General features: G+C 71.1%; 21 protein-coding genes. 12 read left to right on the top strand and 9 right to left on the bottom strand.

Features of this window, described 5'->3' with window-relative positions:
• Both AAW13_RS39450 and AAW13_RS39445 read left to right on the top strand, forming a co-directional pair.
• A partial coding sequence (locus AAW13_RS39450) for an oxidoreductase C-terminal domain-containing protein (protein ID WP_167391784.1) occupies nucleotides 1-774 on the top strand: 774 nt, incomplete at its 5' end.
• An 18-nt stretch (nucleotides 775-792) separates the two neighbouring features.
• The gene (locus AAW13_RS39445; protein ID WP_071659836.1) at nucleotides 793-2013 is read left to right on the top strand and encodes a cytochrome P450; all 1221 of its coding nucleotides are present in this window, start codon (nucleotides 793-795) and stop codon (nucleotides 2011-2013) included.
• 15 nt (nucleotides 2014-2028) lie between these two features.
• Here AAW13_RS39445 and AAW13_RS39440 read toward each other — a convergent pair whose 3' ends face one another.
• A complete protein-coding gene (locus AAW13_RS39440) occupies nucleotides 2029-2706 on the bottom strand; it encodes a GAP family protein (protein WP_046734740.1) in 678 nt (225 codons plus the stop codon).
• A gap of 186 nt (nucleotides 2707-2892) precedes the next feature.
• Nucleotides 2893-3912, bottom strand: coding sequence for an FUSC family protein (locus AAW13_RS39435; RefSeq protein ID WP_167391783.1), 1020 nt, complete (start codon nucleotides 3910-3912; stop codon nucleotides 2893-2895).
• A 185-nt stretch (nucleotides 3913-4097) separates the two neighbouring features.
• Here AAW13_RS39435 and AAW13_RS39430 point away from each other — a divergent pair, with 185 nt between their 5' ends.
• Nucleotides 4098-4268, top strand: a complete 171-nt coding sequence (locus tag AAW13_RS39430; RefSeq protein WP_046734738.1) for a hypothetical protein — start codon at nucleotides 4098-4100, stop codon at nucleotides 4266-4268.
• Between the two features lie 77 nt (nucleotides 4269-4345).
• Here the strand turns inward: AAW13_RS39430 and AAW13_RS39425 are convergent, their stop codons facing one another.
• Nucleotides 4346-4750: an ATP-binding protein gene (locus AAW13_RS39425; RefSeq protein WP_046734743.1), complete on the bottom strand. Its 405-nt coding sequence runs from the start codon at nucleotides 4748-4750 to the stop codon at nucleotides 4346-4348.
• A 251-nt stretch (nucleotides 4751-5001) separates the two neighbouring features.
• Here AAW13_RS39425 and AAW13_RS39420 point away from each other — a divergent pair, with 251 nt between their 5' ends.
• Entirely contained in the window at nucleotides 5002-5847 is an 846-nt protein-coding gene (locus tag AAW13_RS39420; protein WP_071659837.1) for an RNA polymerase sigma factor SigF, read from the top strand.
• Between the two features lie 27 nt (nucleotides 5848-5874).
• Here the strand turns inward: AAW13_RS39420 and AAW13_RS39415 are convergent, their stop codons facing one another.
• Complete coding sequence (locus AAW13_RS39415; protein ID WP_046734579.1) at nucleotides 5875-6888, bottom strand: Ppx/GppA family phosphatase; 1014 nt, start codon at nucleotides 6886-6888, stop codon at nucleotides 5875-5877.
• 598 nt (nucleotides 6889-7486) lie between these two features.
• Nucleotides 7487-8302, bottom strand: a complete 816-nt coding sequence (locus AAW13_RS39410) for a GAF and ANTAR domain-containing protein (protein WP_046734804.1) — start codon at nucleotides 8300-8302, stop codon at nucleotides 7487-7489.
• Nucleotides 8303-8675: 373 nt separating this feature from the next.
• On the opposite strand from AAW13_RS39410, the gene AAW13_RS39405 reads away from it, so the two are divergent.
• Complete coding sequence (locus AAW13_RS39405) at nucleotides 8676-9782, top strand: sugar ABC transporter substrate-binding protein (RefSeq protein WP_046734805.1); 1107 nt, start codon at nucleotides 8676-8678, stop codon at nucleotides 9780-9782.
• Here AAW13_RS39405 and AAW13_RS39400 read toward each other — a convergent pair.
• Both AAW13_RS39400 and AAW13_RS39395 read right to left on the bottom strand, forming a co-directional pair.
• On the bottom strand, nucleotides 9775-11076 hold the full coding sequence (locus tag AAW13_RS39400) for a hypothetical protein (protein ID WP_071659834.1): 1302 nt from the start codon (nucleotides 11074-11076) through the stop codon (nucleotides 9775-9777). The two genes, AAW13_RS39405 and AAW13_RS39400, sit on opposite strands and share 8 nt — an antisense overlap.
• Before the next feature lie 290 nt (nucleotides 11077-11366).
• Nucleotides 11367-11894: a peptidoglycan-binding domain-containing protein gene (locus AAW13_RS39395; RefSeq protein WP_071659833.1), complete on the bottom strand. Its 528-nt coding sequence runs from the start codon at nucleotides 11892-11894 to the stop codon at nucleotides 11367-11369.
• A gap of 143 nt (nucleotides 11895-12037) precedes the next feature.
• On the opposite strand from AAW13_RS39395, the gene AAW13_RS39390 reads away from it, so the two are divergent.
• Entirely contained in the window at nucleotides 12038-13087 is a 1050-nt protein-coding gene (locus AAW13_RS39390) for an ArsR/SmtB family transcription factor (RefSeq protein ID WP_046734442.1), read from the top strand.
• A gap of 18 nt (nucleotides 13088-13105) precedes the next feature.
• Here the strand turns inward: AAW13_RS39390 and AAW13_RS39385 are convergent, their stop codons facing one another.
• Nucleotides 13106-15388: a heterodisulfide reductase-related iron-sulfur binding cluster gene (locus AAW13_RS39385; protein WP_046734443.1), complete on the bottom strand. Its 2283-nt coding sequence runs from the start codon at nucleotides 15386-15388 to the stop codon at nucleotides 13106-13108.
• Nucleotides 15389-15613: 225 nt separating this feature from the next.
• Between AAW13_RS39385 and AAW13_RS39380 the strand changes: the two genes are divergently transcribed.
• From AAW13_RS39380 to AAW13_RS39360, 5 genes are all read left to right on the top strand, one after another.
• A complete protein-coding gene (locus AAW13_RS39380; RefSeq protein WP_046734444.1) occupies nucleotides 15614-16633 on the top strand; it encodes an MraY family glycosyltransferase in 1020 nt (339 codons plus the stop codon).
• Between the two features lie 94 nt (nucleotides 16634-16727).
• Nucleotides 16728-18563, top strand: a complete 1836-nt coding sequence (gene dnaK / locus AAW13_RS39375) for a molecular chaperone DnaK (protein ID WP_046734445.1) — start codon at nucleotides 16728-16730, stop codon at nucleotides 18561-18563.
• A complete protein-coding gene (gene grpE / locus AAW13_RS39370) occupies nucleotides 18560-19216 on the top strand; it encodes a nucleotide exchange factor GrpE (protein ID WP_046734446.1) in 657 nt (218 codons plus the stop codon). The genes dnaK and grpE overlap by 4 nt, the downstream gene beginning before the upstream one ends.
• Before the next feature lie 45 nt (nucleotides 19217-19261).
• Nucleotides 19262-20437: a molecular chaperone DnaJ gene (gene dnaJ / locus AAW13_RS39365; RefSeq protein ID WP_046734447.1), complete on the top strand. Its 1176-nt coding sequence runs from the start codon at nucleotides 19262-19264 to the stop codon at nucleotides 20435-20437.
• Nucleotides 20438-20442: 5 nt separating this feature from the next.
• Nucleotides 20443-20889, top strand: a complete 447-nt coding sequence (locus AAW13_RS39360) for a heat shock protein transcriptional repressor HspR (protein ID WP_046734448.1) — start codon at nucleotides 20443-20445, stop codon at nucleotides 20887-20889.
• 74 nt (nucleotides 20890-20963) lie between these two features.
• Here AAW13_RS39360 and AAW13_RS39355 read toward each other — a convergent pair whose 3' ends face one another.
• Entirely contained in the window at nucleotides 20964-22619 is a 1656-nt protein-coding gene (locus AAW13_RS39355) for a fibronectin type III domain-containing protein (RefSeq protein ID WP_063777118.1), read from the bottom strand.
• Between the two features lie 294 nt (nucleotides 22620-22913).
• Here AAW13_RS39355 and AAW13_RS39350 point away from each other — a divergent pair, with 294 nt between their 5' ends.
• A complete protein-coding gene (locus tag AAW13_RS39350; protein ID WP_046734451.1) occupies nucleotides 22914-24020 on the top strand; it encodes a sugar ABC transporter substrate-binding protein in 1107 nt (368 codons plus the stop codon).
• Nucleotides 24021-24229 lie beyond the last annotated feature (209 nt).

Here is a 24229-nt window from a genome sequence, read left to right as displayed (position 1 = left end):
GCGCACGGCGTGGACCTGCGGTGCGGGGTCAGGGTCACCCGGCTGGAGGGCGACGCGCAGGGCCGCCTGCGCCGGGCGCACTTCGACGACGGCAGCGCCGTCGACGCCGATGTCGCGGTGGTGGCACTCGGCGGCATCCGCAACACCGAGTGGCTCCAGGGCTCCGGCCTCGCGGCCGGTGTCTGGGGCATCGCCTGCGACACGGGGTGCCGTGCCATGGACCTCAACGGCACGATCACCGACGACGTCTTCGTCGCCGGGGACGTGGCGCGCTGTCCGAACCCGGTCTACGAGTACCGGCTCATCTCGCTGGAGCACTGGGCCAACGCGGTCGAGCAGGCCGAGGTCGCCGCCCACAACATGGTCCACGGCCAGGCGGACCGCTGGCCCCACCTGTCCATCCCGCTGTTCTGGTCGATCCAGTTCGGCGTCAACATCAAGTCCGTCGGCGTGCCGACCTTCGCCGACGAGGTGGTCGTCACCCAGGGCTCGGTCTCCGACCACCGGTTCGTCGCCGCGTACGGCTACCGCGGCCGCGTCACCGCCGCCGTGAGCTTCAACAACGCGAAGTGGCTGGACCACTACCGGCGTCTCGTCGAGACGGCCGCGCCCTTCCCGCCGCCCTGTCCCACGCCGGACCAGCCCGTCGACATGAAACCGGTGCCCGTCGACTTCCCCGGCCCCACCCTGCTCGCCCAGGGCGCCACCGTGGTCGTCACCGGACACGATCCCGGCGAGCGACGCGTCACGGCCGCGTACCAGCACCACCGGTAGCGGGGAGAGGAGAGCGAGATGACCACGATCCAGAGGCCGGACACGCTGCACCGGATCCTCGACTACGCCTCCCGGGCCGACCCGTACCCGCTCTACGCCGAGCTGCGGCGGACGCCGGTGGCCCGTCAGGAGGACGGCAGTTACGTCGTCAGCACGTACCGCGAACTCGCCGACCTGCTGCACAACCCGCATGTCAGCTCCGACGTCCGCAACCTGGCGCATCCGATGCCCTCCATGGACGCCGACGCCACACCGGCGTTCATCAACATGGATCCGCCCGAGCACGACCGGCTGCGGCGGATGGCGATGCGGCACTTCGGGCCCCCGCACACCCCGGGGCTGGTGGACGGCCTGGACCCGCTTCTGACCGCGACCGTCGTCGGACTGATCGACGACTGCGCGGGCAAGGAACGGATCGACGTCGTCGACGACCTCGCCTACCCGTTCCCGGTCACGGTGATCTGCCGTCTGCTCGGCGTGCCGCGCGAGGACGAACCGAAGTTCCGCGGGTGGGTGAACGACCTCATCAACTCGATCGACTACAACCCCGCCGTCGACCCGAAGGAGAAACTGGAGAAGGGCCTCCAGGCCCGCCGGGACCTGCGCGAGTTCCTCGGCGGGCTGGTGGCGGAGCGTCACGGCCATCCTACCGACGACCTGTTGTCCAAGCTGGCCAACGACGACGGACCGGACGGCCGGATGACCGACGACGAGATCGTCGCCACCGCCAACCTGCTGCTGATCGCCGGCCACGAGACGACGGTCAACCTGATCACCAACGGGATGCTGACGCTGCTGCGGTACCCGGAGGTGCTGCGGCGGCTGCGCGACGAACCGGAGCTGGCCGTGCCGCTGGTCGAGGAACTGCTGCGCTACGAGCCCCCGGTGCACATCATTCCCTGGCGGGCGGCGTACAGCGAGGTCACCGTCGCCGACACCGTCATCCCCAGGGGCTCGCAGATCATGCTGATGCTGGCCTCCGGCAGCCGTGACCCGGACCGGTTCCGCGATCCCGACCGGTTCGACCCTGACCGGCGCGACAACCAGCACCTCGGTTTCGGCAGCGGCATCCACCTGTGCTTCGGCGGTCCGCTGGCCCGCCGGGAGGCCCAGATCGCCCTGACCGAGCTGGTACGACGGCTGGACCACCCCAGCCTGGTCGCCGACCCGCCGCCGTACCGGCGCAGCCCTGTGCTCCGGGGCCCGATCCATCTGGACGTCGAGCAGAACGGGGGGTAGGGAGCCCGGGGTCGCTCAGCCGGTGAGGATGCTGATGCCGTCGCCGAGGAGCTTGAGCCCGAGCACGAAGAACAGGACGGCCAGGACGGCCACGTTGTGCCGTGCGGCCCACTCCCGCCAGTTGGCGAGGATGCCCTTGGCGCGTTCGCCCATGACCAGGTAGAGGGCGAGCGGGGCGAGCACGCCGAGGGACGCGATGACCACGAAGACGGCGAGGGTGCCGATCTGTTCGGGCACGGAGATCCCGGCGGAGCTGATCGAGGCGGCGGCGGCGATGGTCAGGGGGGCGTTCTTGAGGTTGCCCGCCGAGAGCAGCAGGCCCAGGCCGAGGATCTTGGCGGGGGTGAAGTGGTCGATCGCCGCCATCCACTTGGGGAGCCTGGCCTGGGACGGGTCCTTGGGGCGGCGCCGCCACTGCACGGCGCCGAAGAGGGCGAGGAGCGCGCCCAGCACGAGTTTGAGGACCCCCACCCAGGTGGCCGGGTTCTTGTGCGCGGAGGCGCCGCCGGTCCCGCCGACCAGCAGCATGACCGCGCCGAGCGCCGCGAGCCCCAGCACCCACCCGAGGGCGAACAGCACCCCGCCCAGGCGCCCTCGCGGGGTGGCCAGGACGAGGATGATCGCCACGATCGGCAGCGGGCTGACCGCGACACCCGCGGCCAGCCCCAGCACATCCCCGACGGCGTGTCCCACGGCGGCCTCCGACGGCGAGAGAGACAGACGAACGTAAGGCCGGCAGCCGGCGCGTCCAGGGCGCCGGCCCGTTCCTCCCCGCCATCGTGGGCGCCGCCGCCCCCACCGGCCACCGCCCGCCTACGAACGGGTGACGGCCTGCGGCGGACGGCGCCGACGACGGCCGCCACGCGTCCTCGTCCGGGCTCAGCGCGGGGAGTCGCAGAGGTCGAGGATCCTGGTGAACGGGCGGCGGAGCACCACCGCCAGGGGCTGGGAGTCCTCCCGCGCGTACCGGGCCAGCGCGGCGCGGGCGGCGGTGGCGTCCGGGCGGGGGTCCTGCCCGGCGAGGACGGCCTCCAGGGCCCGGCCGGTGGCCTCGGCGGCCGGGAGGAGGCGGGTCCTGGCCAGGGCGAGGGCGGGGGAGGGGCCGTCGCGCACCGAGAAGAACTCGGCCTCCGCGGCCAGGGACAGCAGATGCGGTGCCGCCCGTACGCCGCGGTCGACGCGGCCGCCCAGCTCGGTCACCTCGGCGCGGTGGCGGCGCCGCAGCGGATTGAACCGCAGGGCCGACTCCGCCTCCCGTGCCCGCTGCCCGCGAGCGCGCAGCCGGTCGGCCGTCGCCTGCGCCGCCGCCCGGTTCGCGCGCGCCGCGTCCGGCGACCCGATGGCCCGCGTACCGCTCACGAGGCCTTCCGCCAGTTCGGCCGAGCACTCCTGCGCCAGCGTCGCCGCCTCCCGGCGCGGGTCCCGCGGCCAGAGCACCGGACCGAGGACGGCGGTGACCGCACCGCCCAGCGCGTTCTCCCACAGCCGGGCGACGCCGTACGAGTCCGGCGAAGGGTTGGCGAAGACCAGCAGCGAGGTCACCGCGACCTGCACGTTCAGGGTCGTCCCGGAGCTGATGACGGTTCCGCACAGCAGGGCCAGCCCGAGCACGACGGCGAGGACGGCGGTGGACGGCCGGAAGAGGGAGACGACGGTGACACCCAGGGCCACGCCGGCCAGCACGCCGAGGATCCGCAGCAGCAGCGCCGTCAGGGAGGCCGCGGCATCGCCGCGCAGGCACAGCACCGGGACGATGGCGGCGAACACCGGTGGCTGGTCGGCGCCCGCCCACAGCGCGGTCTGCCAGCAGATCACCGCGATCACCAGGATCCGGGCCGCCGTCGGCCCCTGCACCCGGAGCCTGCGGCCCACCTGCGTCCACGGGGGTAGGCCCGTCACCGGGCCACCATAGGCACACACCGCGGCCCGCCGCCCTCCGGGGACACGTCGGGGAGCCGGGTGCACCGGTACCGGCACGAGAAATGAGGGCCGTTGCTGTTCCCCCACTTTCCCTTCACAAACAAGGCAATATCGCGAATGGGCGGATCAATGGGGGGCACACGGCGGTCAGGAGGTTGATAACTATGGTTCCCCTGCTGCTCGTTCTGCTTCTTGCCCTGATCCTTTTCGGGGCCGGGTTCGCCCTCAAGATCCTCTGGTGGGTCGCCGTCGTGGTCCTGGTGGTATGGCTCCTCGGCTTCGTCATGCGGTCCACCTCCGCAGGAGGCGGCCGCGGCCGCTGGTACCGATGGTGAACCGTCTCGCGGTTACGCACTGACGCTGCGGGGCCCGGCCGTCACGGCCGGGCCCCACGCGTGTCCGGGCGCCCCGGCTAGCCGAGCGTGACGCCGGACGGCGGCCTGAAGCAGGCGATGACGTCCTTGCCGCGCGGGCAGCGCAGGGCCTGCCAGGTGTCGGCGAGTGCGTCCACCAGGAGCATGCCGCGTCCGCCCTGCGCCTCGTCGTCCTGGCGCCGCTGCTCGGGCAGGTACGGGGAGGTGTCGTGCACGGTCACATGCAGGCACTCCTCGTCCCAGACCAGGATCAGCTGTGCCGTGCTGTGCGCGTGCACGTGGGCGTTGGTGACCAGTTCGGAGACGGTCAGCAACACCGAGTCCACCAGGTCGGGGGCGGTCCTGGTCCAGCCGAGCGTGGCCAGGTGGCCGCGCGTCCAGTCTCTGGCTGCCTTCACCCCGCTGCTCGCGGGCAGCGAGCGTGCCCATCCCACCGCTTTCAGTGACGACCGCGACGCCCGCGGTCCGTCCTCCGCCTCCGCCTCCGCCTCCTGCTCCGGTCCCTCTGCCACCGTCTCCTCCTTCCCCTCCGCGTTCCCGCTGCGAAAAACGGGTGCCAGTCCCGTCTGCCCAGACCGGTCGCGGTCTCACCCGTGTAGGAGCACGATGAGGGGGTAGACGCGCCGCGACGCCGGCTGATCGGGCCGGCGCCCGCGGAGTGGTGCGGACTCGGGAGGGGAACGGCATGACGTCCATGAGCACGAAGACAAGGGGCACCGGAGCCGCCGGAACCAGCGTGCTTCCGGAGGTGCCCGACCCTTCTCAGGTGGCGCCGAAGGACGCCCGCCAGCTGTCGCGGCTGTTCTTCGAGCGGCTGGCCACGCTGGAGGAGGGCACCGCGGAGCACCAGTACGCCCGCGGCACCCTGATCGAGATGAACATGTCCCTGGTCCGCTACGCCGCCGGCCGCTTCCGCAGCCGTGGACCGGAGGAGATGGAGGACATCGTCCAGGTCGGCATGATCGGCCTGATCAAGGCCATCGACCGGTTCGAGCTGTCCCGGGAGGCGGAGTTCACGTCCTTCGCCATCCCCTACATAGTCGGCGAGATCAAGCGGTTCTTCCGTGACACCACCTGGGCCGTGCACGTGCCGCGCCGGCTCCAGGAGGCCCGGGTGCAGCTCGCCAGGGCCACCGAGGAACTCCAGAGCAGGCTGGGCCGGCTCCCCACGGACCGGGAACTGTCGGAGCTGATGAGCCTGCCCGAGGACGAGGTGCGGGAGGCCCGCCTCGCCGCCAACGGCTACAACTCCTCGTCCCTGGACGCCACCATCGGCGGCAGCACGGACGGGGAGGCGGTGCTTCAGGACTTCATCGGCGCCGAGGACGCGGCGCTGGAGCTGGTGGAGGACTTCCACTCGCTGGCGCCGCTGATCGCCGCCCTCGACGAGCGGGACCGGCAGATCCTCCACATGCGGTTCGTCGAGGAACTCACCCAGGCCCAGATCGGGGAACACCTGGGCGTCTCCCAGATGCACGTCTCCCGGCTCCTGACACGTTGCCTGGCCCGCCTGCGCGAAGGCCTGCTCACCCTCCAGTGAGCCGGGCCCGCGGCCTCGGCGGTCCGTTCACGCTCCGGTGAGCCGGGCCCGCCGCACCGCCCCTGTACCGGGGCGGTGCCGGGCGTCGTCGTGGGCCGCCTCGATGTCGGCCCACCAGTCGGCGCCGTCCTCCAGGAAACGCAGCAGGATCCCCTCCCGCAGGGCCCACGGGCAGATCGCGAGGGTCCGCACGCCGCTGAGCTTCATCGCGGTGTGGCCGACGACCGCCCCCGCCAGGCTCTGCCGGGCCCGCGGCGCGGAGATACCGGGCAGGGTGGCGCGTTCGGCCGCGGGCAGCGCGGCCAGCCGGTCGATGGCGCGGCGCAGGTCGGCCCGGTCCAGGAAGCGGTCCGCGAACGGCCCCTGGCGGCCCGGGGCGGCACCGCACAGCCGGGCCAGCTGCTGGAAGGTACGGGAGGTGGCGACCACGGTGTGCGGGTGCTCCCAGCGGATACGGGCGGCGGCGTCCCGCAGTTGATGGCGCACCCGGCGGCGCAGGGCCTGGAGCTCCTTGTCCGACGGCACCTCGTCGTGGTCGAGGAACTCGTTGGTGAGCCGGCCCGCGCCGAGCGGCAGGGAGACGGCGAACTCCGGCATCCGGCCCCGGCCGAAGGCCACTTCGAAGGAGCCGCCCCCGATGTCGAGGACGGCCAGCGGGCCGGCCCGCCAGCCCATCCAGCGCCGTACCCCGAGGAAGGTGAGCTCGGCCTCCACCTCGCCGGGCAGCACGCACAGTCGTACGCCCGTCTCCTGGGCCACGGCCCGCAGGACGGCCGTGCGGTCGGGGGCGTTGCGTACGACGGCGGTGGCGAACGCCAGCGGTTCGGGCGCACCCCAGCGCGCGGCGGTCTCGACGGCCCGGTGCAGCGCCTTGACCAACTGCTCCGTGGCCTGTTCGCCGAAGTGACCGTCGGGGCCGACCTGTTCGGACAACCGGAGCTTCCACTTGGCGGTGTACACCGGCAGCGGGACGCCGCCCGCGGCGTCGCTGACCACCAGTCTGACCGTGTTCGACCCCGCGTCCACCACGCTTACCCTCATGGAGGTGTGCGTACCCAGAGCGGCCGCGCTGATGCGAACCGTGCACGCCGGGTCGGCCGACGGCTGTGGACCGCGCACGGCGGGTCCGGCCGACGGCTGTGGACCGGGGCGTGTCCGGCGAGCCGCTCGCGGGGGGCGCGGCGGACACACAGCCGTCCGCCGAGGGCCGACGGCTCCCGCCTGCGTCCCCAAGCGAGCCCTTGACGCCGAAGTGCCCGATCGAGCGGGTTTCACACCCCTGGTCACACCATCCCTCCACCACACACACCCCCACTCCACGCCCCCCACCACCCCGCGCTCCCGCCCCCTCCCGCGCTCCCCGCGTCCTACGCAGTTCCGCGCGTCCTACGGCTCCCGCGCGCACCCTTCCACGCTCCCCGCGCCCCGAGGCGTTCCGCCCGCCCTTCCGTGCTCCCGGCGCTCCCCGCGTCCTACGGAGTTCCGCGCGTCCTACGGCTCCCGCGCGCACCCTTCCACGCTCCCCGCGCCCCGAGGCGTTCCGCCCGCCCTTCCGCGCTCCCGGCGCTCCCCGCGCTCCCCGCGCCCTCCGCGTGCGCGTGGTTTCTCCGTGGTCCCGGGGTCGGGTCGGGTGTGGTGGTCAGTTGCCGTGGCTGGCGCTGGTGTGGAGGTCGTTGAGGGCGCTGAGGACCGCGGTGTTGCGGTGCCACAGCAGCCAGCGGCCGACCTGCGCGCCGAGTTGGCGCAGTGCCGCCAGCTGGGCGACGCTGAAGTCCCCCAGGGTCTCCTCGTGATGGGTCGAGATCATGCCCATCACCTGCCCGCCGGGGCTGACCAGCGGGACGCTGTGGCAGGCGCGGCTGCCCGCCTGGAGGATCGCCTCCCGGGACGGCTCGTCGAAGATGTCGGAGACGGCGACGTCCTTGACGGTGACCTGCCGGCGTTCCCCGGCGGCCTGTCCGCAGGCCGTCGTGGCGTCCCTGACGAAGGTGAAGTAGTCGGTGAACCTCCGGTTCAGTCCGGTGTGCTGCTCCAGCCGGAGCATGCCGTTCTCCACCAGCTGCACATTGCCCATCCCTGCGCCGGTGACGTGCAGGGTGTGCCGCAGGGCGGCCCTGAGGACGGCGCCGTGGCCGGTGAGCCGCTCCGGACCGCTGTGCAGGGCGGGCAGCGAGGGCGCGGCGCCCTGCGGACGGCTCGGTACCCAGCTGGGTGCGCCGGCCTGCGGGGCGGGCAGCCGGACGGCGACGTCGGCGAGCGTGTGGAGCTTGACGTTGGACTTCTGCGAGGCGCGGCGCAGCAGGTCGAAGGCCTCCTGCCGGGAGCGGATCGGATAGCGCCTGACGAGGAGCTCCTCGGCGCGGGCGACACCGGCACGGGCCAGCCGCCGGTTGCGCTCGTCGACAGCACGGTCCGCGGGTTCCTGGGGCGCGGGCGCATGCGGGTACTCGGTCACTGGTGTGGCCTCCTGAAGGGTCAACACCCGCACGGCACCGCGGTCGGGGCCCCGTGCGCGCGGCGGCATCACGGTGCCTGCTGGCCGAAGCACCCTTCCCCAACTGTAAGCATGCCCCGCACTCCGGCCGTCAGGCCTCCCGCCCGGTTCGCGGTTCACTCGCGCACAAGCCACACACAGGCCACGCACGCACCGTGCACGAAAAGGTCGCGGTATCTCCCTTAGGGGCACGCCTCAACCACGTTATTGTCCATACGTCTTGACGTGCCGTGAGTCTTTGCGTTTGCTTCCGTCTCACATCATCGGCCGCGCATGACACGCCCCCCTCCGGAAGGCGCCTGAGGTGAGATCTCCCATCCTCCGTGGGACCCATTTGTCCCGCATCGCTACCGCCCTGGCCGCCTCCGCGTCCGCTCTCCTGCTCACCGCGTGCGGTGCCGTCGAGGACCTCGGCGGAAGCGACGACGCCACGGCCCTGAAGAAGGGCGACGACATCACCGTCGGGCTGCTCCTGCCCGACAAGGACACGGCCCGGTTCGAGGCCTTCGACCACCCCATCTTCGCGAAGGAGGTCGCCACCCTCACGCACGGCAAGGGGAAGGTCGACTACGCCAACGCCGAGGCCAGCCAGGACAAGCAGAGCCGGCAGTTCCAGGAGATGGTGTCCAGGAAGGTCGACATCATCGTGGTGGACGCACTGGACGCCAAGGCCATCGCGCCGGACGTCCAGAAGGCGAAGGACGCCGGCATCCCCGTCATCGCCTACGACCGGCTCGCCCAGGGCCCGATCGACGCCTACGTCTCGCACGACAACGAACTCGTCGGCGAGGTCCAGGCCCGCGCCATCATCGAGGCGCTCGGCAGCAAGGCCGCCACCAGCAAGATCGTCATGATGAACGGCGACCCCGCGGACCCGAACACGGCGAGCTTCAAGGCAGGCGCCCTCAGCGAACTCAAGGGCAAGGTGCGGATAGCCGAGGAGTACGACACCGACAAGTGGTCGCCCGCGGTCGCCGAGGCGAACATGAAGAGGGCGATCCAGGCCGTCGGCCTCGGCGAGATCGCCGCGGTCTACTCGGCCAACGACGGCATGGCCGGCGCCGTCATCGACGCCCTGAAGCGGGCGGGCGCCACCAGCATCCCGCCGGTCACCGGACAGGACGCGAACCTGGACGCGGTGCAGCGGGTGGTCTCCGGCGAGCAGTACATGACGGTGTACAAGTCCTTCCTGGACGAGGCCACCGACGCCGCGCAGATGGCGGTGTACAAGGTGCAGGGCAAGGACATCCAGTACGACGCGCTGGCCCAGGACAAGGTCGACAGCCCGACCACCAAGGACATCCCCGCGACGCTCGTGCCGGTGGTCGCTCTCACCAGGGACAACATCAAGGACACGGTGATCGCGGACGGCGTCTACACCGTCAAGCAGATCTGCACCGCGAAGTACGCGGCGGACTGCGCCGCGATCGGTCTCAAGTAGCGGACCCGCCGGGTTCGGGCGGGGCCGCCAGGAAGTCCGCCATGGCCAGGGCGAGGAGCAGGCACAGGGCGATGCCGACCACCACCCAGCCCGTCGGGTACGGCCACAGCAGGTAGACCAGCAGCGCGACGGCCACCAGCAGCCAGGTGATCCAGGTGCGGTACCGGCGTACGAAGGGCCCGACCGGGCCGGTGCGCAGCCCGGCGTGGTCGGCGGTGCCGCGTACCGCCCCGATCCCGGACGTCCACAGGCCCCGGACCAGCCCGGCGTACCGGCCGCGCCCGGTGAGCCAGGCACCCAGGGCGACCACGACGGCCAGGGCCACGACCATCCGCACGGTGGTCTCCAGGAAGTGCACCAGCGCGTCGTAGACGGCCGCCGCCGCGCCCGGCGAGACCCCGGCGGGCAGCCGGTCCAGGTAGAACACGCGGAACACCCGCAGCCCGATGCCGAGGACACCGGTGGCGACGGCGACCCCGAGACAGCCGGCCACCAGCGCCCGCCGCCGCCGCACCGAGAGCAGGACGCCGGCCGCGACCAGCAGGACCGCCAGCACCGGCAGCCAGTTCCCGGCGAGCTGGAGCAGCCGCACATAGGTCTTGACCTTGCCGACCTGGTCGGACCTGACAAGGGTGAAGTCGGTGTGGACGGCCGGGATGTGCTGGGCGGCGGACAGTCCGGAGGCGATCAGGCGCTGCTTGACCTGGTCCACGATGGGGCCGATGTCGAGGGTGACCGAGTCGTTCGTCAGCTGCACCGCGCCGCCGCCGCTGCCGGTGAGCGCCTTGTCCAGGGAGCTGTGGATCCGGCGGTTGGCGTCGGTCCACACGGTCTTGAACGCGTCGGACGCGGCGACCTTCCGGGCCTGGTCGTGGACGAAGCTGCGGACCGCGCCCTCCAGGGCGTCGCCCAGTCTGCCGCCCAGCGCCTGCTGGAGCCGGGGCCGGTCGGCGGGGGCCACGTCCGCGAGCAGGGCGGGCAGGTCCAGGTGGGACATGAGCGCGTCGGTGGCCCGGTTCGCCACGGCGTCCTGCACGTCGGGGTTCGAGGCGAGCGGGGCGACGGTGGCCACGTACCGGTCGGTGTCGGCCACCTGGTCGGCCGCCCACGCGGCGACCACGGACAGCGGCGCGAGCAGGCAGCCGACGACGATGAGCACGGCCGCGAGCCCGGACCGGACGTGGTGCCGGGGCGGCCGGGCCCGCTCCTTCTCCAGGGCCGCCACCCGGGCCCTCAGTTCCCGCACGTCGTCCGGGTCCGCTCCACCGTCCGCGTGCGCGCTGCCCTCCGCCACCCGTACCTCCAGCTCGATCCGCTCCCTTCCACCCGACCCGCCCCGAACCCCGCCCGCGACCAGAGGAAGGCCATCCGGGTCAACACCCCCCACCCACCCGCGGCCGGTCCTCCACCACCCACCCGGCCTCCACGCGCCCGCCCGGCCATGCGCCCGCCCGGCCATGCGCCCGCCCGGCCATGCGCCCGCCCGCGCGTACCCGGCCGTCCGTTCGCCTGCCCGGGTGTGGGAACGGAGGCGTCCCCCGGTCCGTTGGGGCCGGGGGACGTGAGGGTGGTGCGGGGGGTGTGTCAGCTACAGGTCCGGTAGTTGTAGCCGGCGATGCGGCCCGCGCCGGTGCCGTCGAGGAAGTGGTAGTAGCCGTCGCTGTCCCGCGTGACGTCGATGATGAACTCGGTGCCGATGTACTTGGCCACGGTGCCGTCCGTCCCGTAGGACGAGTTGCGCAGCCAGTTGCCGGCCGCGGTCCAGGTGTTCTGCCCGGCCGAACCGTCGCTGGTCACCTGGAACTTGGTCTGCCACCTCGCCGTCGCGGCCTTGGTGGTGGGCCCGAAGTCGCCGTCGATGTCGGCGGCGGTGAGCTCTCCGTCGGCCCACAGGACCTTCTGCCACAGGCAGGTCGCGTTGGACGCCGTGTTGTGGCTGGTGTCCACGATGCCTTCGTTGTCCCAGTCGTCGGTGAAGACCCCGGCCCCGTAGACGTACGCGAGGCCGCTGTACGAGCCGCTCGCGGACGCGGGGGTGGCGCTCAGGGCGAGGACTCCGGCGGTCAGGGCCCCGATGGTGCCGGCGGTCACCTTGGCTCTCTTCGTGAACACGCGCGTTCCTCCTGGTTCGTGCGGTCAAGCGCGGGAATCGGCCAAAACGACTTCTGGCCTGACGGGAACCTTGGCAGGGCCCCGTCAGCGGCGACACACTCTTGCGCCTGGGTGCAAACGTGGAGCTCTTCGGGGGGAATCACGTGCTCCGTATTCACTTCAGTGAGGTCGATCTCGCCCGCGTCCGGGTGGCCGCCGAGCCGGACCCGATGTGGGAGGTGCTCTCGACGCTCCACCGGTTGCAGTCCCGCGGCGGACGCCGGCAGTTCGCCGCCTGGCGCCGGACGGCGTGCGCCCGCCTGAACGCGGCCGGACTGTCCCGGCCGGTGCGCGGCGTGCTGTTCGCCCTGTACCCCCTCGGACCGTACCTGCCCGACTTCCTGACGCCGCCGGAGGGCGAGGGCGGGGTCACGGCGGCCCTCGACGGCATCCTCCGGCTGCCCCGGCAGGACGTGCTCGCCCAGGTACGGCTCCTCGACGGGGTCTCTCCCGTGCCGTCCTGGGCGCTGCGACTGGGGCAGGGCCCCGAACGGCGGGAGCTGACCGAGCTGATCCGCAGGTACCACGCGGTGGCCGTCGCACCGTACGGGGAGGAGATGGCCGCCGGGCTCGTCGCCCACCGCGGCCTGCTCGCCCGCGCGCTGCTGACCGGCGGGGTCGAGGCACTGCTGGGGAGCCTGGGGCCACGCTTCCGCTGGCGCCGGCCGGTCCTGGAAGTGGACTACCGCACGGACCGAGACCTCCATCTGCGCGGGCGCGGGATCAGGATCGTCCCGACGTACTTCTCGTGGGGGACGCCGGTCGCCCTGGCCGACGCCGGGCTGCCGCCCGTGCTGTCGTACCCGCTGAGCCCGCCGCCGGTGCCCGAGGAGGCACTGCCCGCGGAACGCGTTCCGCTGGGCGCGCTGCTCGGCGGCACCAGGGCGCGTGTGCTGCGGTGTGTCGCCGACGGCCTGACCACGGGAGAGCTCGCGCAGGCCGTGGGGGTCTCCCTCTCCGGTGCCAGCCGGCACACCACGGTGCTCCGCGACGCCGGGCTGACCACCAGCCGGCAGGTCGGTCCGACGGTCCTGCACACGCTGACCCCGCTCGGGGCCGCGCTGCTCGGGCAGGCGCTGGGCGGGGGCCCCGGGAACGACGACGCCCCCCGGACCCGGCGAGGGCGTGGGGGGCGTCGGACAGCGCGGCCGTGACCGGCGCCGCCGCTCTCGTTACTTCACCGGCTCCGGCTCCGGGGCGTTCTCCGTCTCCGGCTCGCCGGCCGGGTCCACCGGCGTGCGGACCGAGTCGAGGAGCAGCTGGGCCACGTCCACGACCTGGATGGACTCCTTGGCCTTGCCGTCGTTCTTCTTGCCGTTGACGGAGTCGGTCAGCATCACCAGGCAGAACGGGCAGGCGGTGGAGACGATGTCGGGGTTCACCGACAGGGCCTCGTCGACGCGCTCGTTGTTGATGCGCTTGCCGATCCGCTCCTCCATCCACATCCGGGCGCCGCCGGCGCCGCAGCAGAAGCCGCGCTCCTTGTGGCGGTGCATCTCCTCGTTGCGCAGGCCCGGGACCTTGCCGATGATCTCGCGCGGGGGCGTGTAGATCTTGTTGTGGCGGCCCAGGTAGCAGGGGTCGTGGTAGGTGATGATGCCCTCGACCGGGGTGACCGGGACCAGCTTGCCCTCGTCCACCAGGTGCTGGAGCAGCTGGGTGTGGTGGATGACCTCGTAGTCGCCGCCGAGCTGCGGGTACTCGTTGCCGAGCGTGTTGAGGCAGTGCGGGCAGGTGGCGACGATCTTCTTCGCCGACTTCGGCTTCCTCGACTCCGCCGTGACCTTGCCGTCGTCGTCCAGCTCCTCGCCGAACGCCGTGTTCAGGGCCATGACGTTCTCCATGCCGAGCTCCTGGAACAGGGGCTCGTTGCCCAGGCGGCGGGCGGAGTCACCGGTGCACTTCTCGTCGCCGCCCATGATCGCGAACTTGACGCCCGCGATGTGCAGCAGCTCGGCGAAGGCCTTGGTGGTCTTCTTGGCGCGGTCTTCGAGGGAGCCCGCGCAGCCGACCCAGTACAGGTACTCGACCTCGGTGAGGTCCTCGATGTCCTTGCCGACGACCGGGACCTCGAAGTCGACCTCCTTGAGCCACTCCAGGCGCTGCTTCTTCGCCAGGCCCCAGGGGTTGCCCTTCTTCTCCAGGTTCTTGAGCATCGTGCCCGCCTCGGACGGGAACGCGGACTCGATCATGACCTGGTAGCGGCGCATGTCGACGATGTGGTCGACGTGCTCGATGTCGACGGGGCACTGCTCGACGCAGGCACCGCAGGTGGTGCAGGACCACAGCACGTCCGGGTCGATGACGCCGTTCTCCTCGGCGGTGCCGATCAGCGGCCGCTCGGCCTCGGCGAGGGCGGCCGCGGGGACGCCCGCCAGCTGCTCCTCGGACCCCTTCTCCTCGCCCTCCGCGGTCTTGCCGCCGCCGGCCAGCAGGTACGGCGCCTTGGCGTGCGCGTTGTCCCGCAGCGACATGATCAGCAGCTTGGGGGAGAGCGGCTTGCCGGTGTTCCAGGCGGGGCACTGCGACTGGCAGCGGCCGCACTCGGTGCAGGTGGAGAAGTCCAGCAGGCCCTTCCAGGAGAACTGCTCGACCTGGGAGACGCCGAAGACGTCGTCGTCACCGGGGTCGGTGAAGTCGATCGGCTCGCCGCCGGAGTTCATCGGGAGCAGCGCGCCCAGCGAGGTCTCACCCGTCGCATTCCGCTTGAACCAGATGTTCGGGAAGGCCAGGAAGCGGTGCCAGGCCACACCCATGTCGGTCTTCAGGGCGACCACGATCATCCAGATGAACGAGGTCGCGATCTTCAGGCCGGCGAAGAAGTAGGTGAGGTTCTGGAGCGTGGAGACGTCCATGCCCCGGAACCAGGACACCACCGGGTACGAGATGAAGAACGACGCCTCGTAGGAGTCCACGTGGTGCTGGGCGCCCTCCAGCGCGTGCAGCGTGAAGATGCAGACGCCGACGATCAGGATGACCGTCTCCACGAAGTACGCCTGGCCGAAGTTGGAGCCGGCGAACCGGGACTTGCGGCCCGGCCGGTTCGGCTTGCTCAGCTGGCGGATCGCGATCAGCACGAGGATGCCGAGGACCGTCATGGTGCCGATGAACTCGACGAAGACGTTGTACGGCGCCCAGTCACCGATGACCGGCAGGATCCAGTCGGCCTGGAACAGCTGGCCGACGGCGTTGACGATCGTCAGCAGGAGGGAGAAGAAGCCGACCGCGACGAACCAGTGCGCCACGCCGACGATGCCCCACCGGTTCATCCGGGTGTGGCCGAGGAACTCCCTGACCACGGTGACGGTCCGTTGGACGGGCTCGTCGGTACGGGTGCCGGCGGGCACGTTCTGACCGAGCCGCAGGAAGTTGTAGATCTGCACGACGGCGCGGGCGAACAGCGCCACGCCGACCACGATCAGAACCAGCGACACGATGATCGCGGCGAGTTGCATGGGGGCTCCTCGGGCCTGCGAGGGGTCTCTTCGGGTCTCTTCGCGAGTGTTCCCGAAATTACTAAGCGGTAACTTATGCAGTCCGTCTGAGACTACCCGCATCTTTACTCGCACTGTAGCCAGGTGCGGAGTGATCTGGATCGCTGAGGTCCGCCTGTGCTCCGGTCCCGCAACCCGATCGTGTTATTCGTACAGAATTGTTACATTCAGGTCTAATTTGGACCTGTGCTCTACGGGATCGCCGCCGCCACCACCGCCCTGCTGCTCGCCGCCGTCCTCGCCGCCCTGATCCGGCCCCCCGCGCTGCGGCTCGGCCTGGTCGACCGCAGGCGGGCGCGGCCCGTGCCGGCCCTGGGCGGCCTCGCCGTCGTCGGCGCCACCTGCGTGGTCGCGGGCGCCGGCGACTGGAGCGGGGTCGCCCCCCTCGGCACCGGGGTGGGGGAGCTGCTGATCGCCGGGGCGGCCGTGTCCCTGCTCGGGGTGGTCGCCGACGTGTGGCGGCTGAAGACCAGGTTCCTGCTGTTCGGTACGGCCGTGGCGGCGGCCTGTGTGGTGCCGTACGGGGAGTTCGGGATCGCCGGCGGGGTGCTGGGGGTCGGGTGGATCGCGTTCGTCGCCGTCGCCTTCAAGGGGCTCGACCACGCGGACGGGCTGGCCGGGACGGTCGGGGTGGTGACGGCGTTCGGGGCCGGTGCCTGTGCCGCCGCCGAGGTGATGGACGGGCTCGCCGTGCTGCTGAGCGTGCTGGCCGCCGCGCTCACCGGGTTCCTGATGCACAACTGGCATCCCGCGCGGATCGCCCTCGGAGCCACCGGCTCGCTGTTCGCCGGGTTCGTGCTGGCCGCGGCCGCGCTGCTGACCCGCGCCGGGCACGACCCCGTCGCCAGCGCGGGGGTGCTGTTCGCGCTCACCGCCGTCGCGGGCGCCGACGTCCTCGTGGTGATCCTGTCGCGGCTGCTGGCCGGGCGGCCGGTGCTGCGGCGCGGGCCCGACCATCTCGCGCACCGGCTGCGGCGGCTGGGGCTCACCCCGCAGGGCTCGACGGTCGTCCTGGGTGCCGGATCCTTCGCCGGGGTACTCGTCGCGGTGCTCGTGCACGGTGGCTGGGTCGGGCGGACGGGCGCCACATGCGTCGCCTGCGTCACCGTCAGCATCGTGCTGCTACTCCTTCGGGTGCCGGTGTACGAGCCTCGACGTACTGAATCCACGCAGGTCAGCGGCCACTTGCGTGTAAGGAACGGATAAGACTTGAGTCCCTATGGCTCAGGTCTGTTGACCCGTGGCGCGGGTTGATGCACACTTGAGTCCGTTCCACTCAAGTCAGCTGGAGGAAATCACCATGGCACGTGCGGTCGGCATCGACCTGGGCACGACTAACTCCGTCGTCAGCGTTCTTGAAGGCGGCGAGCCCACCGTCATCACCAACGCCGAGGGTGCCCGGACCACGCCGTCCGTCGTCGCCTTCGCGAAGAACGGCGAAGTCCTCGTCGGCGAGGTCGCCAAGCGTCAGGCGGTCACCAACGTGGACCGGACCATCCGGTCCGTGAAGCGTCACATGGGCACCGACTGGAAGATCCAGCTGGACGGGAAGGACTTCAACCCCCAGCAGATCTCCGCGTTCATTCTTCAGAAGCTCAAGCGGGACGCCGAGGCCTACCTGGGCGAGAAGGTGACCGACGCGGTCATCACCGTCCCGGCCTACTTCAACGACTCCGAGCGCCAGGCGACGAAGGAGGCCGGTGAGATCGCGGGCCTGAACGTCCTGCGCATCGTCAACGAGCCCACCGCGGCCGCGCTCGCGTACGGCCTCGACAAGGACGACCAGACGATCCTCGTCTTCGACCTCGGTGGCGGCACCTTCGACGTGTCCCTCCTGGAGATCGGCGACGGCGTCGTCGAGGTGAAGGCCACCAACGGCGACAACCACCTCGGTGGTGACGACTGGGACCAGCGCGTCGTCGACTACCTGGTCAAGCAGTTCGCGGCCGGTCACGGCGTGGACCTCGGCAAGGACAAGATGGCCCTCCAGCGCCTCCGCGAGGCCGCCGAGAAGGCCAAGATCGAGCTGTCCTCCTCCACGGAGACCTCGATCAACCTGCCCTACATCACCGCCTCCGCCGAGGGCCCCCTGCACCTTGACGAGAAGCTCACCCGCGCCCAGTTCCAGCAGCTGACCGCGGACCTGCTGGAGCGCTGCAAGACCCCGTTCCACAACGTCATCAAGGACGCCGGCATCCAGCTCGGCGAGATCGACCACGTCGTTCTCGTCGGCGGCTCCACCCGTATGCCCGCCGTCGCCGAGCTCGTCAAGGAGCTGACCGGCGGCAAGGACGCCAACAAGGGTGTGAACCCGGACGAGGTCGTGGCCATCGGCGCCGCGCTCCAGGCCGGTGTGCTCAAGGGTGAGGTCAAGGACGTCCTGCTCCTCGACGTGACCCCGCTGTCCCTCGGTATCGAGACCAAGGGCGGCATCATGACCAAGCTCATCGAGCGGAACACGACGATCCCGACCAAGCGGTCCGAGATCTTCACCACCGCCGAGGACAACCAGCCCTCCGTCCAGATCCAGGTCTACCAGGGCGAGCGCGAGATTGCGGCGTACAACAAGAAGCTCGGCATGTTCGAGCTGACCGGTCTGCCGCCGGCCCCGCGCGGTGTCCCGCAGATCGAGGTCGCCTTCGACATCGACGCCAACGGCATCATGCACGTGACCGCGAAGGACCTGGGCACGGGCAAGGAGCAGAAGATGACCGTCACCGGCGGCTCCTCGCTGCCGAAGGACGAGGTCGACCGGATGCGCCAGGAGGCCGAGCAGTACGCGGAGGAGGACCACCGCCGCCGCGAGGCCGCCGAGACCCGCAACCAGGGCGAGCAGCTCGTCTACCAGACCGAGAAGTTCCTCAAGGACAACGAGGACAAGGTCCCGGGCGAGATCAAGACCGAGGTCGAGGAGTCCCTCACCGAGCTGAAGGAGAAGCTCAAGGGCGAGGACACCGCCGAGATCCGCACCGCCACCGAGAAGGTCGCGGCCGTCTCCCAGAAGCTGGGCCAGGCCATGTACGCCGACGCCCAGGCCTCGGGTGCCGCCGCCGGTGGTGCCCCCGCCGGTGACGCCGCCGACGACGTGGTGGACGCCGAGATCGTCGACGACGAGCGCAAGGACGGTGCCGCGTGACGGAGGAGACCCCGGGCTTCGAGGAGAAGCCCGACGTCCCCTCCGGCGCCACCCCCGACGACGCCGAGCCGAAGGCCGCTCCCGCACAGGGGGCGGCCCCGGCCGGGGACTCAAGCGCACAACTGGCCGGTCTGACGGCACAGCTGGACCAGGTACGCACCGCGCTCGGCGAGCGCACCGCGGACCTCCAGCGCCTCCAGGCCGAGTACCAGAACTACCGCCGCCGAGTGGAGCGCGACCGGATCACGGTCCGGGAGATCGCCATCGCGAACCTCCTGACCGAACTCCTGCCCGTGCTCGACGACATCGGCCGCGCCCGGGAACACGGCGAGCTGGTCGGCGGTTTCAAGTCGGTGGCCGAGTCGCTGGAGACGGTCGCGGCGAAGATGGGCCTGCAACAGTTCGGCAAGGAGGGCGAGCCCTTCGACCCGACGATCCACGAGGCGCTGATGCACAGCTACGCGCCGGACGTCACCGAGACGACGTGCGTGGCCATCCTTCAGCCCGGGTATCGCATCGGCGAGCGCACCATCCGCCCCGCGCGGGTGGCGGTCGCCGAACCGCAGCCGGGGGCGACCCCGGTGAAGGCCGAGGGGTCCGAAGAGGCTCCCGCGGCCGGGGACGACAAGGACAACGGCCCTGAGGAGGGCTGACGTCGTAGGTACCGAGGGGAACGCCGGAAAGGGGGCGCGTCGGGGATGAGCACCAAGGACTTCATCGAGAAGGACTACTACAAGGTCCTCGGCGTCCCCAAGGACGCCACCGAGGCCGAGATCAAGAAGGCGTACCGGAAGCTCGCCCGCGAGTTCCACCCGGACGCCAACAAGGGCAACGCCAAGGCCGAGGAGCGCTTCAAGGAGATCTCCGAGGCGAACGACATACTCGGCGACCCCAAGAAGCGCAAGGAGTACGACGAGGCACGCGCCCTCTTCGGCAACGGCGGCTTCCGCCCCGGGCCGGGCGCGGGCGGCGGCAACTTCAACTTCGACCTGGGCGACCTCTTCGGAGGCGGCGCCCAGGCCGGGGGCGGCGGCTTCGGCGGCGGCGGTTTCAGTGACGTCCTGGGGGGCCTGTTCAACCGGGGTGGGGGCGCGGGCCAGCGCACCCAGCCCAGGCGCGGCCAGGACATCGAGTCCGAGGTCACGCTCAGCTTCACGGAGGCCATCGAGGGCGCCACGGTGCCGCTGCGGATGTCCTCGCAGGCCCCCTGCAAGGCCTGTTCGGGCACCGGCGACGCGAACGGCACCCCGCGCGTGTGCCCGACCTGCGTCGGCACCGGCCAGGTGGCGCGGGGATCCGGCGGCGGCTTCTCGCTGACCGACCCCTGCCCGGACTGCAAGGGCCGCGGCCTGATCGCGGAGAACCCCTGCCCCGACTGCAAGGGCAGCGGGCGCGCCAAGTCGTCCCGGACCATGCAGGTCCGCATCCCCGCCGGGGTGACCGACGGCCAGCGCATCCGGCTGCGCGGCAAGGGCGCACCGGGCGAACGCGGCGGCCCCGCGGGCGACCTGTACGTCATGGTGCACGTCGACACCCACCCGGTGTTCGGGCGCAAGGAGGACAACCTCACGGTGACCGTCCCGGTGACCTTCACCGAGGCGGCGCTCGGCGGCGAGGTCAGGGTCCCGACCCTGGGCGGACCGCCGGTCACCCTGAAGCTGCCCCAGGGCACGCCCAACGGCCGCACCATGCGCGCCCGTGGCAAGGGCGCGGTCCGCAAGGACGGCACCCGCGGCGACCTCCTGGTCACCGTCGAGGTGAGTGTCCCGAAGGACCTGTCGGGGAATGCTCGTGACGCACTGGAGGCGTATCGCGAGGCGACCGCGGGCGAGGACCCGCGGGCCGAGCTGTTCGAGGCCGCGAAGGGAGCATGACAGAGATGGACGGCCGTCGACGCAACCCTTATGAACTGACCGAGGAGACCCCGGTCTACGTCATCTCGGTGGCGGCCCAGCTCTCCGGACTGCACCCGCAGACGCTGCGCCAGTACGACCGCCTCGGCCTGGTCTCCCCGGACCGCACGGCCGGGCGGGGCCGGCGCTACTCGGCCCGCGACATCGAACTGCTCCGCCAGGTGCAGGCGTTGTCCCAGGACGAGGGCATCAACCTGGCCGGCATCAAGCGCATCATCGAACTGGAGAACCAGGTCGTCGCGCTCCAGCAGCGCGTCGCCGAGCTCCAGGCGGCGGTCGACGGCGCGGCGGCCGCGATGCAGCAGCGGGAAGCCGCGGTGCACGCCTCGTACCGCCGGGACCTGGTGCCGTACCAGGAAGTGCAGCAGACCAGCGCGCTGGTGGTGTGGCGGCCGAAGAAGGCCAAGGACTGACCTGCGCGCGTACGAGCGGGGCCCGGAGGATCCTCCGGGCCCCTTCGTGTGTCATCGGCCGACGCGTCGGTGTGTCACCGGCCGACGAAGAAGTCCAGCGACGAACTCTGCTCGCCCTGCCGCCCGTAGGCGTCCACGGCGAACACGGTCACCGTGCACGGTCCGTTGTACGGAGGCGTCCAGGAGAGGTTCCCGGTGGTGGACAGCAGGGTGCCGCTGGCCCCGCAGGCACCGGCGACCTCCCAGGAGTAACCCTGGAGCCCGCGGTCCTCGTCACCCGCGCCCGGCGCGGCTGTCACCTTGACCGGGGAACGCGCCGGGATCCCCTCGCTGACCAGGGTGAGCTTCGGGGCGGCCGGGCCGGTCGCGGTGGCCGGGGAGAGCCGGGCGACGGTCAGTTCCGCCGAGGGCGCCGACTCGGTGCCGTCCCCGTCCACGGCGGCGACGTAGTAGTACGCCTTGTGCCGCGGGGCCGAGGTGTCCTCGTAGGACGCGGCGGGCCCGCTTCCCAGCAGGGTCCAGGCGCCGTTGAAGACGTTACGGCGGTAGACGTGGTAGCCGGTGACGGCCGGGTCCCCGGACGGGGTCCAGCTCAGGCCGGTGGCGGCGTCCGCGGGGGTGGCCGTGAGGCCGGCCGGGGCGGCCACGGCGGACGCCGCCGGGCGGGTGACCGTCACGGGCGCCGAGACCGGGGAGACGTTCCCGGCGGTGTCGACGGCCCGGACGGTGTACGTGTAGGACGTACCGGCCTCCGCGGTGGCGTCGGTGAAGCTCGGCAGGCCCAGGAACTCGGGGCCGTCCGGGTCGGGCTCGCCGCCCCGCGAGGCCCACAGCTCGTAGTGGTCGAGGTCCTGCGCCGAAGAGGCCTGCCAGGTCGCGACGTTGCCCGCGGTGCTCGCCCGGACGGCCACCCCGGTGACCCGCTCCGGAGCGGTGCGGTCGGCCGTGGTGACCTTCTGGTCGGCCGAGCCCGCCGACGCGTTGCCCGCCTTGTCGTAGGCGCGTACCTCGTAGTAGTAGACCTTTCCGTCCACGGGCAGCGAGCTGTCGGTGTACGACGTGGCGCCGGTGGTCGCCAGCGGTGTGCCGCCGAACGAGGTGCCCTGCGGGCGGCGGTAGACGCGGTAGCCGGAGAGGTCCATCTCCTTGTTCTTCGACCAGGTCAGCCTGGCCCTGCCGGTGGCGGCGTCGTACGACACCGCGGCGCCGGCCGGCGTGAGGGGCTTGACCTTGTCGACGCTCGCCGAAGTACGGGGCGTGTAGGCGAACCTGACCTTCGCGGCGCCGGTCCAGTTGACGTAGTCGACGCGAATCGTGTGCTTGCCCGACGGGACGGTCACGTTGACGGTCCTGCTCACCGACTTGCTGGTGTTCTTCCACAGGTCGACACGGCGGGTGCCGTCGACGTAGACCCGGATGCCGTCGAGGCCGGAGGCGGCGAGCGCGAAGGGGCCGCCGGAGCCGAAGTCACGGGTGACGGTCCAGCGGACGCCGAAGTCGTCCTTCGGGAGACCGGAGGCGGGGGCCCCGCTCCAGCTCTGGTCGATCGCGCTGTCGCAGTCGGTCTTCTTCGGAGTGCCCTTGAACGTGGTGTTCGCGAACAACTGGCGTTTGTAGACCGGAGAGGTGCAGGCCGTGGCCGCGGAGGCGGTGACGGCCGTGCCGCCGAGCAGGGTGCCGGCGGTGGCGAGCACCGCGGCGGCGGCCACGGTGCGGCTGGCTGGGTTCATTCGATCCTTTGGTCGTATCCGGGCGCCGGCCTCAGCCGGCGCAGATGTCGACTCACGAGGAATGGACTTGGTTGTACTGATCTTTGCCTTCCCGTGAACTCCCTTTGGATGGAGGGTCCGTAAAGAGTGCTTGGAGACGGTTCCGCGATGTCTTCACAGGGTCGGCGGAGCGTGGTGTTGCGCACTCGTTAAGTAGTTCCGCTTGACGCCGGGTGTGGCGTACGCGTTGGCTTTTCAGACATCTGGGTCCTCAAGCGGCCCCATGTCCGGAACGCACCTGAAGTGAGCCCCCGTATGCGTCGTATAGCCATGTTCGTGGCCGCGTCCACGATGACCCTTTCGCTCGCCGGCTGCGGCGTGTTCAACGCGACGGGATCGTCGACCTCCGCGACACCGACCAAGGGCAACGACGTCACGGTGGGCGTGCTGATGCCGGACAAGATCAACACCCGGTACACGAACTTCGACTACCCGATCATGAAGTCGAAGATCGAGGAGCTCACGAACAAGCAGGGCAAGGTCGACTACGAGAACGCAGCCTCGTCCGCCGACACGCAGAAGAAGCAGATGCAGAAGATGATCGACGACAAGGTCGACGTGATCATCCTGGACTCGGTCGACGCGCACGCCATCGCGGGCACGGTGAAGAACGCCAAGGACGCGGGCATTCCCGTCATCGCCTACGACCGCCTCGCCGAGGGCCCCATCGACGCCTACGTCTCCTTCGACAACGAGCTGGTGGGCGAGGTCCAGGCCCGTACGCTCCTGGAGGGCCTCGGCTCGAACGTCGACACCTCCGACAAGGTCATCATGGTCAACGGCTCGCCGACCGACCCCAACGCCAAGCAGTTCAAGACGGGCGCGATGTCCGAGCTGAACGGCAAGGTGACGATCGCCGCCTCGTACGACACCAAGGACTGGGACCCGGACATCGCCGAGAAGGAGGTCGGCAAGGCGATCGCCTCGATCGGCAAGGACAACGTCGCCGCCGTGTACTCCGCCAACGACGCGATGGCGGGCGGCATCGTCAAGGCCCTCAAGGCGGCCGGCGTCACCTCGATGCCGCCGATCACCGGTCAGGACGCCGACCTCGACGCCATCCACCGGATCCTCGCCGACGAGCAGTACATGACCGTCTACAAGCCCTACCCGGACGAGGCCGAGGCCGCCGCCGAGATGGCCGTCTACAAGGTGCAGGGCAAGGACATCCAGTTCGACGCGCTCACCCAGGACACCGTGGACAGCCCGACCACCAAGGACATCCCGGCCCAGCTGGTGCAGGTCAACGCCGTGACGAAGAGCAAGATCAAGGACACCGTCGTCGCGGACGGCATCTACAAGATCTCGCAGATCTGCACGGCCGAGTACAAGTCCGCCTGCGCGGCGGCCGGCCTCAAGTAACCGCCCGCGCCGCCGGCCCCCCTCTCCTCGGCAGCCCCGTTCCGAATGTACGGAACGGGGCTGCTGCGCATGCGCACGGGGGCCGACAGCGGGGGCGAGAGCGGGGGGTGGGGGCGGTAGCGGGGAGCGAGAACGGGAAGGCCGGGAGCGGGGGCTGTGCGCCCGGTGGAGCGGCCGGGGTAGGGAGCCGGGGCGGGGGAGCCGGGGGC

This window comes from Streptomyces humi, assembly GCF_001005085.2.
Lineage (GTDB): Bacteria > Actinomycetota > Actinomycetes > Streptomycetales > Streptomycetaceae > Streptomyces > Streptomyces humi.
Note: the sequence above shows the minus strand (reverse complement) of the source record. Positions and strands in the feature narration are given on the sequence as shown.

Bases quoted from the DNA above. Each gene is read 5' to 3' on its own strand.
- AAW13_RS39385 (WP_046734443.1), bottom strand. From the start codon at position 15,388: ATGCAACTCGCCGCGATCATCGTGTCGCTGGTTCTGATCGTGGTCGGC.
- dnaK (WP_046734445.1), top strand. From the start codon at position 16,728: ATGGCACGTGCGGTCGGCATCGACCTGGGCACGACTAACTCCGTCGTC.
- AAW13_RS39415 (WP_046734579.1), bottom strand. From the start codon at position 6,888: ATGAGGGTAAGCGTGGTGGACGCGGGGTCGAACACGGTCAGACTGGTG.
- AAW13_RS39360 (WP_046734448.1), top strand. From the start codon at position 20,443: ATGGACGGCCGTCGACGCAACCCTTATGAACTGACCGAGGAGACCCCG.
- dnaJ (WP_046734447.1), top strand. From the start codon at position 19,262: ATGAGCACCAAGGACTTCATCGAGAAGGACTACTACAAGGTCCTCGGC.
- AAW13_RS39350 (WP_046734451.1), top strand. From the start codon at position 22,914: ATGCGTCGTATAGCCATGTTCGTGGCCGCGTCCACGATGACCCTTTCG.
- AAW13_RS39445 (WP_071659836.1), top strand. From the start codon at position 793: ATGACCACGATCCAGAGGCCGGACACGCTGCACCGGATCCTCGACTAC.
- AAW13_RS39420 (WP_071659837.1), top strand. From the start codon at position 5,002: ATGAGCACGAAGACAAGGGGCACCGGAGCCGCCGGAACCAGCGTGCTT.
- AAW13_RS39430 (WP_046734738.1), top strand. From the start codon at position 4,098: ATGGTTCCCCTGCTGCTCGTTCTGCTTCTTGCCCTGATCCTTTTCGGG.
- AAW13_RS39355 (WP_063777118.1), bottom strand. From the start codon at position 22,619: ATGAACCCAGCCAGCCGCACCGTGGCCGCCGCCGCGGTGCTCGCCACC.